Below are 12520 nucleotides of genomic sequence, written 5' to 3' on the forward strand. Positions count from 1 at the left end.
GCCAATGCTTGGGGTGCTGGCGAATCACGCGTTCAGATACGAGGCCTATTGTTCCTCGGCATTGAAGCCGGCGCCCGCCATTTCTGACAGCCTGCGCGTCGTCTCGCCGAGCAGTTGGATGGTCGTCGAGATGTCAGGCGCGACCGGCGCATTGATCAGGGTGATGTAGGGGATCGTCAGGGCGGCGATCGCCCTGCCGTCCGCACCGAGCACGGGGGCCGAGAGGTTAATGACGCCCGCCGTCTGGGCGCTTGGCATCATTTCGTAGCCGCGGGAGCGGATGAGGTCGAGCCGTGCGAGGAATTCCGGCGTGACGCGCACATCCGTGCCGCCGTCGCCGACATGCTCGGCGATCATGCGCAGGCGCTCTTCCGGCGAGCGGAAGGCGAGCAGCGCGTGGCCGGAGCCCGTGTCGAACAGGCCGATGCGCGAACCGACGCGGATCGAGATGCCCCAGTAGCCTGGCGCTTCCTGCTGGGCGATGACGACGGGATTGCCGCGGTCGAAGACGACAAGCTGGTTGGCCTGGCGCGAGGTTTCGGCCAGTTCGCGCATCAGCGGTACGGCGAAGGAGACGAGTCGGCGCACCGGCGCGTGCAACTGCGCGAGGCCGAAGAGTTTCAGGGTGAGGGAGAAACGGTCGCCGTCGATGCGGGTGACGTAACCGCGTTTCACCAGTCGGTCGAGCATGCGGTAGAATTCGTTGGGGCTGCGATCGAGCCGCTTGGCGATTTCCGCCTGGGTGAGGCCGCCGTCGACGGCGGCGAGAAGTTCCAGGATGTCGAGGCCCTTGTCGAGCGCTGGCGCCCTGTAGCGATCGTTTTCCTCGTCCGTCACCTGAAATCCTCTAGTGAATGAGCAAATTCATATACGCAGAAACAAGGCGTGACAATCCCGGGATGCTGATTTCCGCTTGACGATATGTGAATAATTGGTTTGTATATGAATGAAGCTCTTATCGGTAAGGGCTGGCGAAAAGCCACTGGGAGGAGAAGATGACAAGATTTCTAACCGGCGTTGCTGCCGGTGCCGTGATCTGCGCGTGGGCTGGCTCTGTGCTTGCCGCCGATCTGCCGGGAAAATTCGAAGGCGTGACCGTCGATGCGAAGCTCATCGGCGGCCAGCAGTATGAAGCGCTCTATGCGCGCATCGCCGAATGGGAGAAGGCGACCGGCGCGAAGGTGAACGTTCTTTCGAAGAAGAACCATTTCGAGCTGGACAAGGAGATCAAGTCCGACATCGCGACCGGCAACATCACCTGGTGCGTCGGCTCGAACCACTCGTCCTTCGCTCCGCAGTATCCTGATATCTACACCGATCTTTCGGCGCTTTTGCCGAAGGAGGAGATCGACGCCTTCGTGCCGGCCAACATTTCGTCCTCGACGCTCGATGGTAAGCTGGTGATGCTGCCGCGCGCGCAATTCGACGTTTCCGCGCTCTACTATCAGAAGAGCCTCTATCAGGACGACGCGAAGAAGGCGGCGTTCAAGGAGAAATACGGCTACGATCTCGCCCCGCCGGACACCTGGCAGCAGGTCGCCGACCAGGCGACGTTCTTCTCCAATCCGCCGGATTTTTACGGCACGCAATATGCCGGCAAGGAAGAGGCGATCAACGGCCGCTTTTATGAGATGCTGGTGGCCGAGGGCGGCGAATATCTTGCCGCGGACGGCAAGCCGGCCTTCAATTCGGACGCTGGCGTTCGCGCGCTCGACTGGTTCGTCAATCTCTACAAGGCGAAGGCCGTGCCGGTCGGCACCACCAACTATCTGTGGGATGACCTCGGCCAGGGCTTTGCGTCGGGCACCATCGCCGTCAATCTCGACTGGCCTGGCTGGGCGAGCTTCTTCAACGACCCGAAATCCTCGAAAGTCGCCGGCAATGTCGGCGTGAAGGTGCAGCCGGCGGGTTCCTCCGGCAAGCGCACCGGCTGGTCCGGCCACCACGGTTTCTCGGTCACGGAAAGCTGCGCCAACAAGGACGCCGCCGCCTCGCTCGTCTGGTTCCTCACCAACGAGGACAGCCAGAAGCTGGAATCCTCGGCCGGCCCGCTGCCGACGCGCACGGCCGTCTGGGATTACAACATCAAGCAGGCAGAAAGCGACGCGTATCGCAAGGAAGTCCTGACCGCCTTCCAGGAAGCGGCCAAACACGCCTTCGCCGTGCCGCAGACGCCGTCCTGGATCGAGATCTCCAACGCCGTCTATCCGGAGCTGCAAGCCGCCATCCTCGGCGACAAGACCTCCAAGGAAGCGCTGGACGCGGCAGCCGAGAAGGCGACGCAGATCCTTGAGGATGCCGGCGCGCTCTGAGGGTGGTTGCCCCTCACCCTAACCCTCTCCCCGCAAGCGGGGAGAGGGGACGTGCCCCACGAACGGTTCCTGGTTGGGGAAACCGGCGCAGCATATCCCTTCTCCCCGCTTGCGGGGAGAAGGTGGCGGCAGCCGGATGAGGGGCGACGCCTATCCGCACCCTAGACCATCCGCTCTTTACGCCTTTGGGTGGGGCAAACAAACAAACTGGCGGCCGCCTTGCGCGGCCGCTTCTTGAAACGCGGCCGCGTCCCGGAAAAGACGGCCGGTCAGCGCATATCCAAGAGGCACATATGAAAGGCTGGAGGCCACCGGCGCCGTTTCTGCTTCTGCTGCCCGCCGTCGTGGTGCTCGCAGCCGTCGTCATCGTCCCGCTCATCCTGTCGCTCTATTCGAGCTTCACGCCCTTCCGGCTGACGCAGCCCGCCTCGCTCTATACGTTTGTCGGCTTGCGCAACTATGCGCGCATTCTGACGGACCTCGAATTCTGGACGGCGTTCGGCCGCACCGTGCTCCTGCTCACCGTCGCGCTCAACGTGGAAATGCTGCTCGGCCTCGGCCTTGCCATGCTGGTGGAGAAGGCGACGAGTGGCCAGCGGCTGCTCCGCACCATCATGATGTTCCCCATGATGTTCTCGCCGATCCTCGTCGGCTTCCAGTTCAAGTTCATGTTCAACGACAATATCGGCCTCGTGAACAATGCCCTGCAATCGCTCGGCCTGACGGACCAGGCGATCCCGTGGCTGATCGACGGTTCGCTCGCCTTCACCGCGATCCTGATTGCCGAAATCTGGTCGTCCACCTCGGTCTTCGCCATCCTCATTCTCGCCGGCCTGCTCGCCATGCCGAAGGAGCCGATCGAGGCGGCGCGCGTCGACGGCTGCACGCCCTGGCAGACGTTTCGCTACGTCACCTGGCCCTTCATCATGCCCTTCGCCTATATCGCCATGACCATCCGTTCGCTCGACGTCGCGCGCGCCTATGACATCGTGAAGATCATGACGGACGGCGGCCCGGCCAAGCGCACGGAACTGCTGTGGACGCTGGTCTCGCGCACCGCCTATGCCGATGCCCGCATGGGCCTTGCCAACGCCATGGCTTATGTCGCGATCCTGCTCTCCATCCTCTTCACCGTCTATTTCTTCCGCAAGCTCGCCGCGGCGCGGACCCAGATTGCGGCGGAGTGGTAAGCAAGATGAACGAGAACGCAAAAGCCCGCCTCAACGGCCTTCTCCTGTCCGCCGCACACAAGATCGGCCTGTTCCTGGCCATGACGGTCATCTGCCTGCCGGGCCTCTGGATCGTGCTCGCCTCCTTCCGCCCGACGGTCGAGATCATGGCGAAGCCGCCTGTCTGGATCCCGCAGGACCTCTCTTTCGACGCCTATGTCGCGATGTTTTCCGGCGTCGGGCAGGGCGGCATTCCGGTCATCGACTATTTCCGCAATTCGCTGATCATCTCCGTTACCTCGACGGCGATCGCGCTCGCCATCGGCATGGCCGGCGGCTACGCCTTCGCGCGCTTCCGCTTCAAGGCGAAATCCTCGATCTTCCTCGGCCTGATGCTGACGCGCACCGTGCCGGGTATCGCGCTCTCGCTGCCGCTGTTCTTCGTCTATTCGAAGCTCGGCATCATCGACACGCATTTCGGGCTGATCATGGCCTATGTGGCGCTCAACGTGCCCTTCACGATCTGGTTGATCGACGGCTTCTTCCGCCAGGTGCCGAAAGATCTGGCCGAGGCCGCGCAGATCGACGGCTGCACGCGCTGGCAGGCTTTTTGGCAGGTGGAGTTCCCGCTCGCCGGCCCCGGCATCGCATCGGCCGGCATTTTTGCCTTCCTCACCTCCTGGAACGAGTTCGCACTCGCCTCGCAGCTCACCCGTTCCGTCAATTCCAAGACACTGCCCGTCGGTCTGCTCGATTACACGGCGGAGTTCACCATCGACTGGCGCGGCATGTGTGCGTTGGCGGTGATCATGATCATCCCCGCCCTCGTGCTGACCTTCATCGTGCAGAAGCATCTCGTGTCCGGCCTCACCTCCGGCGCAGTCAAAGGATAGTCCATGGCAACCGTCTCCCTCGAAAAGCTGGTCAAACGCTACGGTGCGGTTGAAGTGGTGCACGGCATCGACCTCGACGTCGCCGACCGCGAATTCATCGCCCTCGTCGGCCCCTCCGGCTGCGGCAAGTCGACGACGCTGCGCATGATCGCCGGCCTGGAGCCGATCTCCGGCGGCAACCTCAAGATCGGCGGCAAGATCGTCAACGACCTGCCGCCGCGCGCGCGCAACCTCGCCATGGTCTTCCAGTCCTATGCGCTCTATCCGCACATGACCGTGCGCGAAAACATGGGTTTTTCGCTGAAAATCGCTGGCCAGAAGCCGGAGGCCATCGCCCCGCAGGTGGAAGAGGCGGCCAGGACGCTCGACCTGACGCACCTGCTCGACCGCCGCCCCTCGCAGCTTTCGGGCGGCCAGCGCCAGCGCGTCGCGATGGGCCGCGCCATCGTGCGCCAGCCGGAAGTCTTTCTCTTCGACGAGCCGCTCTCCAACCTCGATGCGAAGCTGCGCACGCAGATGCGCGTGGAGATCAAGAAGCTGCACGCCAAGGTGCAATCGACGGTGATCTACGTCACCCACGACCAGGTCGAGGCGATGACGCTCGCCGACCGCATCGTCATCATGCGCGATGGCCATATCGAGCAGGTCGGCACCCCCGAGGATGTCTTCCAGCGCCCGCAATCGAAATTCGTCGCGGGTTTCATCGGCTCGCCGCCGATGAACCTCAAGGATGCCGAGGTGGTGGACGGCCAGCTCGTCTTCGAAAACGGCGATCGTCTGCCGCTGCCCGCCCGCTTTAAGGAGCGCGTGACGGCCGGCCAGAAGGTCACCTTCGGCTTGCGCCCGGACGATCTCTATCCCGCCGGCCACGGCATCCATTCCGGCGAGGATGCCGACGTGCACCGGCACGAGCTTCGCGTCATCCTCACCGAACCGCTCGGCAACGAGACGCTGGTGTTTTCCGCGTTCGGCGGCGCCGAATGGGTCGGCCGCATGCTGAACCCGCGGCGGCTTGCGCCTGGCGAGATGCTGCCGTTCTGCTTCGACCTTTCGCAGGCCCATCTCTTCGACCGCGACAGCGGCCGCACGCTCAGGGGCTGACATGGCAAGGATCGAACGCATCGAGCTGAAAATGGTAGACCTCCGCCCGAAGGTCGAGCGCACCGACGCCATTCAGAGCTTTGTGAGCCAGGAAACGCCGCTCGTCACCATCACCGATGCCGACGGTGCGGTCGGCACCGGTTACAGCTACACGATCGGCACCGGCGGCTCCTCCGTCATGCGGCTTCTTGCCGATCATCTCGCGCCGCGCATCCTCGGCCGCGATGCCGATCGGATCGAGGCGATCTGGCACGAACTGGAATTCGCCACCCACGCGACGACCATCGGCGCCATCACCTCGATCGCGCTCGCTGCCGTCGACACCGCGCTGTGGGATCTTCGCGCACGAAAACAGAACCTGCCGCTCTGGAAGCTCGCCGGCGGGGCCAAGGACCGCTGCCCGCTTTACACGACCGAGGGCGGCTGGCTGCATATCCCGGTGGAGGCGCTGGCCGAGGATGCGCTGGACGCCAAGGCGAAGGGTTTTACCGGCTCGAAGGTAAAGATCGGCAAGCCGCACGGTTCCGAGGATTTTGCGCGTCTTGCGGCGGTGAGGAAAGCGGTCGGCGACGGGTACGAGATCATGACCGACGCCAACCAGGGTTTTACCGTCGACGAGGCGATCCGCCGTGCCGAGCGCCTGCGCGACCTCGATCTCGGCTGGATCGAGGAGCCGCTGCCGGCCGACGACATCGACGGCCATGTCCGCCTCAACCGCGCGACGGCGACGCCGATCGCCATCGGCGAATCTCTCTATTCCATCCGCCATTTCCGCGAATACATGCAGAAGGGCGCCTGCTCGATCGTGCAGGTCGATGCCGGCCGCATCGGCGGCATCACGCCCTGGCTGAAGGTGGCGCATGCGGCGGAAGCCTTCGACATGCCGGTCTGCCCGCACTTCCTGATGGAGTTGCATGTCAGCCTCACCTGCGCGGTGCAGAACGGCAAATATGTCGAATACATCCCGCAGCTCGACGACATCACCACCTCGCGATTGCGGATCGAGAACGGCATGGCGCTTGCGCCCATGACGCCGGGTCTTGGCATCGACTGGGACTGGGATGCGATCCGCAGCCGGTCGATTGCTGAATTCCAGCAAGAGATCCGCAAGGGAGCCTGAGACATGCAGCGCATCGGCATGGTGATCGGCGTGAAGCCGGAGACGGTCGAAGAATACAAACGCCTGCACGCGGCCGTCTGGCCGGAGGTGCTGGCGATGATTTCCGCCTGCAACATCCAAAACTATTCGATCTTCCTGAATGAGCCCGAGAATCTTCTCTTCTCCTTCTTCGAATATCACGGCACGGATTTTTCTGCCGACATGGCAAAGATGGCGGCGGACCCGAAGACGCAGGAATGGTGGGCCGTCTGCATGCCCTGCCAGGCGCCGCTTGAGACGCGGAAAGAAGGGGAGTGGTGGGCTGGCATGGAGGAGGTGTTCTTTCATGCTTGAGCGCAAGGACCTACCCCTCACACTAACCCTCTCCCCGCAAGCGGGCAGAGGGGACGTGCCTCGCATGACGGAAACGTATGCGGAAAACGGTGCGGCATATCCTTCTCCCCGCTTGCGTGGAGAAGGTAGCTGTAGCGGCTTGCCAACATAAGCGCCTCTGCTCGCAAACATCGGCATTTTCTGCTCGAATTATCTGACAATGGAGCGGGCGTCGTGCTCACGCTCTTTGCCAATGTGCTCGCAAACATCCGGGTCTGCTTGCAAACATCCGCCACGTGCTCAGATTAATTGCCAGCGACGGCATGGTCAAACCGGGACGCCTGCCTGTCGTAGTTGCTCGGTCAGCTGACGGGAATATTCGGGATCAAGGGTGCCCGCCAGGAAGGCGCGGATATACGGACATGCGCTGTGGCTTTCCCTCCTTGGCGCTTCGGGTGCAGGAGGTTCTGCAGCATGATCCGTTGTCAGGGCATCTCTTCGTCTTCAGGGGCCGCAGATCGGATATTTTGAAGATCATCTGGCATGATGGTCTGGGCGCCTGCCTTTTTACCCGGCGGCTGGAGAAGGGCCGGTTTATCTGGCCGAATATGGGATAGCATCCGTCAAGGTGGTGTAGAATTGGGACCGGGCCGTCATGATCAGGCGGCTCTGGGTGAAATTTCTCCATCGCAGCTACGCGAGGAGGTAGAGCTGAGTTTAAGTGCTGTCATTGAAGTTTCACGAGCCTGATAAACGGACGTCATATGTCGCCCATAGTGATGCAAATATTCAATCGATGCACCACTAACGATCAGGATTATTGTGATGCTGGCTCTGAACGGAGTTGCCGTGACCTATGCCAACGGCACCCAAGCTTTGAAGACAACGACATTGACGTTCAACCAGGGTCAGTTCGTCGTGCTCCTCGGTAGATCCGGCGCAGGCAAATCTACCCTCATCCGGACACTCAACGGCTTGGTTGCGCCGACGTCTGGTTCGATCACTTCTAACGATATTGGTGCTCTGGATGCGGAAACTAAGCTTCGCATTCACCGAAGGCGAACTGGGATGATATTCCAGCAGCACCAACTCATAGGGCGCTTGAGCGCGCTCGACAACGTCATGACGGGCCGCCTGGGCTACCACTCTGGCTGGCGTACGTTGTTCCCTATGCCGCGTTCGGATCGAAGGCTGGGGTTGGAATGCCTTGAACGCGTAGGCCTTCTTGATAAGGCTCTCGTCAGGGCGGATCAACTATCCGGCGGTCAGCAGCAACGGGTGGGCATTGCGCGCGCGCTGGTCCAGAAGCCCCAACTGGTCCTTGCAGATGAGCCCGTTGCAAGTCTGGACCCTGAAACGGCTGTCGAGGTCCTGTCGCAGCTTCGCGAAATATGCACAGCCGACGGCATCACTGCTGTGATCAGCCTTCATCAGATCGATCTAGCTCGCCGGTTCGGCGACCGGGTCATTGCTATGCGCGACGGGGAAGTGGTTGCGGACGCCGCTGTCGACGAACTGACCGATCAAATGTGTGCGTCGATCTACCGCAGCGCCCCAAGAAATCCGACCACAACACAAGATTTGTCCAACTACGAGTATGATCAACCTTTAGCTGCCATGGAGGCCGCATTATGAAGAAGCTTCTGTCCCTCGCATTCCTCGCCGTTCTTGGCTGGAGTTCGTTGGCGCATGCTGGCTCAAATCCAGAGACATTGCGCGTCGCGTTGCTACCGGACGAGAACGCCGCCACTGTCATCAAAAACAATCGTCCTCTCGAGGAGTATCTTGAGAAGACACTCGGTCGGGAGATTGAACTGATCGTAACGACCGACTACTCGTCAATGATCGAAGCGATGCGTTTCGGCCGGCTTGAGTTGGCTTATTTCGGGCCGCTCTCTTACACGCTCGCGAAAACCAAGGCTGATATCGAGCCTTTCGCAGCAGTTATGAAGGATGGCGAAACTACCTATCGCGCTGTAGTTGTCGCCAATGCAGAGGCTGGCATCGAAAGCCTTGAAGATGCAAAAGGGAAAAAGGTCGCGTTTGGGGACGTGGCTTCCACCTCAAGCCACCTTATCCCGAAATCTATGCTGCTTAAGGCCGGAGTTGAGGCTGGAAAAGACTATAGCGAGAACTTCGTAGGGTCGCATGATGCCGTGGCTATTGCAGTGCAGAATGGCAATGCTCAGATTGGCGGACTTTCGTTGCCCATCTACAATTCAATGGTCGCTCGTGGCACCATTGATCCTAAGAAAGTTATCGCCCTCGCCGAGTCCGATCCGTTCCCGCAGTACCCCTGGACCATGCGGTCGGATCTTGACACTTCGTTGAAAGAGGCGATCACCAAAGCCTTCATCGACCTTAAAGACGAAAAGGTATTGGCATCCTTCAAAGCCGATGGGTTCGCTCCGATCGATGACAAAGCCTACGACGTCGTCCGTGAGCTCGGTAAAGTGCTGAACTTGGACCTGAGTCAGTAAGGCGCGTTCGAGACAGTTTCTCACCTTTCGACGCAGGCGCTGGCCTGCGTCCTTTCTTCCAGGATATGTGATGACACAGCCGTCGGCCGACTACGACTCTATCCTTCAACATCAAAACAAAGCTTGGACCAGAGCTGGCGTGATCGCGTTGGCAATTGCGTGTGTGATCATTGTTAGCAGTTATCACTCCGGTCTTCTTGATCTGGAGCGTCTGGGATCTGGGTTTCCTGCGCTCTGGCAGCTCGGTACGGAAATGTTTCCCCCGGATTTCAACCGAGGCTTGGAGTGGATCAGCCCTCTCATCGACACTCTGGCGATGAGTATAGCTGGGACTGCGATCGCGGTACTGATATCACTTCCAGTTGGCTTTTTCGCCTCAGGGAAAACAGCACCCAACGCTGTCATCTATATGATCTCGCGTGGATTGTTGAATGGTCTACGGTCGATCCCGGAGCTGATTATGGGCATCGTCTTCGTGGCGGCAGTGGGATTTGGAGCGCTCCCAGGCGTGCTGGCTCTTGGTCTTCACTCGGTTGGCATGGTGGGCAAGTTCTTTGCGGAGGCGATCGAGCATTGCGATAATGCGCCTATAGAAGCCGCACGCGCAGCTGGTGCGTCGCCGTTCCAGATCGTGACGCGGGCGATCTTGCCACAAGTTCTACCGCAATTGGCCGATGTGACCATCTATCGGTGGGAGTACAACTTCCGCGCCTCGACAATCCTGGGCACTGTGGGAGCTGGTGGTATCGGTTTCGAGTTGATGACATCCCTCCGGATCATGAATTATCAGGAGGTTCTTGCGATCATGCTCGTTGTCCTTCTGATGGTCACCATCGTTGACCAGGTCGGCGCTCTCCTCCGCCGCCAGCTGCAATAGAAGGATAAATTAAATGCTCCCAAAGGTAGTAATCACCCATCGCGTCCACGAGGAGATTATCTCAAAGCTATCTCCCCACGCTCGTTTAGTTTGCAACGATACTGATGATACATGGCCCCGCGAGAAACTGCTCGCAGAATTGAGCGACGCCAAGGCGATGATGGCGTTCATGCCGGACATGATCGACGCGTCTGTACTCGCGCACGCTCCCGATCTTCAACTTGTGGCATGTGCGCTGAAAGGCTTCGATAACTTCGACATCGAAGCCTGCACGCAGCGTGGAGTCCACGTCACGATAGTGTCCGATCTTCTCACTGACCCGACAGCCGAACTTACAATCGGTCTGATGATTGCTCTTGGGCGGCACATTCTGCCAGGCGACAAGAGCGTCAGGAGGGATTACAAAGGTTGGCGCCCTCGGTTTTACGGCCTTGGGCTGCAGGGCACAGCAATCGGCATTTTAGGGATGGGAGCGATCGGAAAAGCTATAGCACAGCGCCTAAGTACCTTCGGCGCCATTGTGTCGTACTGGGATCGTCAATCCCTGGACAAAGCCGATGAGATCAGACTGAACGTAAAGCCTCTTGAATTTGACCAGTTGATCTCGTCGTCTACCTTTCTTGTGTGTGCACTCCCGCTTTCGGCCGAAACGAAGCATCTCCTCGGCGCTGAACAACTCGCCAAAATGCCCAAAGGAGCACTTCTTATTAATCCTGCACGCGGAAGCGTGGTTGATGAAGAGGCTGTTGTCGCTGCATTGCAGGCGGGGCGCTTGGGAGGCTACGCCGCTGATGTTTATGAGATGGAGGACTGGGCCAGACCCGACCGGCCTGACAAGGTCCACGGGGGTCTCCTCAATCGCGAACATGATTCGATCTTGACACCCCACATAGGCTCAGCAGTGGCGAAGTCGCGTTTGGCTATCGAGCACGAGGCTGCTGACAACATTATAGATTTTGTCCAAGGCCGAAGACCTCGTGCGGCAATTAACGAGGTTCAACTAATTCCTTGATTAGAGAAAGTAATGTTTAGCCTTTCGCATGTCGCAGCATTCATAGAGGTAATCGAAACTGGCAGCTTTCACGAGGCGTCGCGACGGCTTCAGATATCCCAACCGACTGTCTCACATAATGTGAAACGATTGGAGGATATACTAGGGGTGCGGCTGGTCGAGAGGAGGAAGGACAAGTGTGTGCCGACTCGGCAAGGGCTCGTATTCTTGCCATTCGCACGCAGCCTTTTGACCGTCACGAAGAGATCTCTGGACCGCCTGCACAGCGGCCGGATTACGTTGGGTGCCAGTACTAACATCGGTACCTATATTTTGCCAGTCCACTTGAAGCGTTTACAGGATGCTCAAGGCCGGCCACCTGAGGTGGCCGTTGCCTCAAATCCTGAAATCATCGAAAAGCTCTTGAGGAAGGAGATTGATCTAGCCTTTACCGAATGGTGGGACGATCGAAAAGGATATCAAGCCCGCCTTTGGCGGAAGGAAAAGCTGGTAATAATCGTATCCCCACAGCATAATTGGAGGACGCGAAAAACAATTGAAGCGGCAGAGTTATTTCAAGAGTCCCTCATTGGCGGAGAACGTGGAACCGGTACCGGATCCGTGCTCCGCGAGGCCTTCGGCCAAGCGGCAGAGCAATTCCCAATCTCATTCAATGTCGGGAGCACTGAGGCTGTGAAGCATGCAGTTCGAGCTGGTCTCGGCATTTCGATCGTGATGAGGAGCACTGTCCTCGATGAGCTCGCGTCGGGTAGGCTTTATGAGGTTTCTGTTGAGAATGTGGTTCTCGAAAAGTCTGTGTGGGCTGTACATCCCGTACATATGGAGGATGGTTCACCGGAAGCAATCGCGCTTAAGGTTATACTCGATGCGAGCGCCCCTCTGGGTGACCTAGAGCACGTCCACATTACTCGGGGTCATATCCGCAAGATTTGAAGTAGTTGGCGCATTCCTGCGGCTCGAACATGGTAACGGCCTGGCCGACCGCATCCTTTGGTATCGCCGCCTCAATTCCCGGAGTATCCCATACAAGGGGGACAAGATCGGGGACCGCCCGATTTTCGATGCGTAAGGTTCCCTGCTCCATGTCGCGAATATTCGGCCGTCAGACACATAGTTGGTTTCCATGGATCGTTTGTCATAAACGAGGGTTTTTGAGCATGCCATAGCGCATGCCGTCACGCCCCTTGAATGGCGCGATGGAATCTTCTCAAAACTGTTATAGAAACGGTTGTCGCAAAATGCTA

At 59.4% G+C, this 12520-nt stretch carries 13 protein-coding genes; 12 read left to right on the forward strand and 1 reads right to left on the reverse strand.

Going from position 1 to position 12520, the window contains the following annotated elements; all coding sequences use genetic code 11:
- Positions 1–45: 45 nt before the first annotated feature.
- Positions 46–837, reverse strand: coding sequence for an IclR family transcriptional regulator (locus K0P03_RS28005; RefSeq protein WP_023514812.1), 792 nt, complete (start codon positions 835–837; stop codon positions 46–48).
- A 158-nt stretch (positions 838–995) separates the two neighbouring features.
- On the opposite strand from K0P03_RS28005, the gene K0P03_RS28010 reads away from it, so the two are divergent.
- The 12 genes from K0P03_RS28010 to K0P03_RS28065 all read left to right on the forward strand — a co-directional run bounded on the left by K0P03_RS28010 (position 996) and on the right by K0P03_RS28065 (position 12209).
- Positions 996–2312, forward strand: coding sequence for a sugar ABC transporter substrate-binding protein (locus K0P03_RS28010; RefSeq protein ID WP_050744903.1), 1317 nt, complete (start codon positions 996–998; stop codon positions 2310–2312).
- A gap of 293 nt (positions 2313–2605) precedes the next feature.
- On the forward strand, positions 2606–3502 hold the full coding sequence (locus K0P03_RS28015) for a carbohydrate ABC transporter permease (protein WP_050744904.1): 897 nt from the start codon (positions 2606–2608) through the stop codon (positions 3500–3502).
- Between the two features lie 5 nt (positions 3503–3507).
- On the forward strand, positions 3508–4374 hold the full coding sequence (locus K0P03_RS28020; protein ID WP_050744905.1) for a carbohydrate ABC transporter permease: 867 nt from the start codon (positions 3508–3510) through the stop codon (positions 4372–4374).
- 3 nt (positions 4375–4377) lie between these two features.
- The gene (locus K0P03_RS28025; protein ID WP_272791300.1) at positions 4378–5475 is read left to right on the forward strand and encodes an ABC transporter ATP-binding protein; all 1098 of its coding nucleotides are present in this window, start codon (positions 4378–4380) and stop codon (positions 5473–5475) included.
- A 1-nt stretch (position 5476) separates the two neighbouring features.
- On the forward strand, positions 5477–6595 hold the full coding sequence (locus K0P03_RS28030) for a mandelate racemase/muconate lactonizing enzyme family protein (protein ID WP_272791301.1): 1119 nt from the start codon (positions 5477–5479) through the stop codon (positions 6593–6595).
- Between the two features lie 3 nt (positions 6596–6598).
- Positions 6599–6928, forward strand: coding sequence for an L-rhamnose mutarotase (locus K0P03_RS28035; protein ID WP_272791302.1), 330 nt, complete (start codon positions 6599–6601; stop codon positions 6926–6928).
- A gap of 401 nt (positions 6929–7329) precedes the next feature.
- A complete protein-coding gene (tnpB, locus tag K0P03_RS28040) occupies positions 7330–7524 on the forward strand; it encodes an IS66 family insertion sequence element accessory protein TnpB (RefSeq protein WP_006473174.1) in 195 nt (64 codons plus the stop codon).
- Between the two features lie 208 nt (positions 7525–7732).
- The gene (gene phnC / locus K0P03_RS28045; protein WP_006473175.1) at positions 7733–8542 is read left to right on the forward strand and encodes a phosphonate ABC transporter ATP-binding protein; all 810 of its coding nucleotides are present in this window, start codon (positions 7733–7735) and stop codon (positions 8540–8542) included.
- Positions 8539–9387, forward strand: coding sequence for a phosphate/phosphite/phosphonate ABC transporter substrate-binding protein (gene phnD / locus K0P03_RS28050; RefSeq protein WP_046802286.1), 849 nt, complete (start codon positions 8539–8541; stop codon positions 9385–9387). The genes phnC and phnD overlap by 4 nt, the downstream gene beginning before the upstream one ends.
- Before the next feature lie 70 nt (positions 9388–9457).
- The gene (gene phnE, locus K0P03_RS28055; RefSeq protein ID WP_006473411.1) at positions 9458–10264 is read left to right on the forward strand and encodes a phosphonate ABC transporter, permease protein PhnE; all 807 of its coding nucleotides are present in this window, start codon (positions 9458–9460) and stop codon (positions 10262–10264) included.
- Between the two features lie 13 nt (positions 10265–10277).
- On the forward strand, positions 10278–11276 hold the full coding sequence (locus K0P03_RS28060) for a phosphonate dehydrogenase (RefSeq protein ID WP_003501101.1): 999 nt from the start codon (positions 10278–10280) through the stop codon (positions 11274–11276).
- A 12-nt stretch (positions 11277–11288) separates the two neighbouring features.
- Positions 11289–12209 carry a LysR family transcriptional regulator gene (locus K0P03_RS28065; RefSeq protein WP_003501100.1) on the forward strand — a complete coding sequence of 307 codons (921 nt, stop codon included), beginning with the start codon at positions 11289–11291 and terminating at the stop codon, positions 12207–12209.
- The last annotated feature ends 311 nt before the right edge of the window (positions 12210–12520 follow it).

Origin of the sequence: Shinella sp. HY16, assembly GCF_028534175.1 — a bacterium.
In the GTDB taxonomy this organism is placed as follows: Bacteria; Pseudomonadota; Alphaproteobacteria; order Rhizobiales; family Rhizobiaceae; genus Shinella.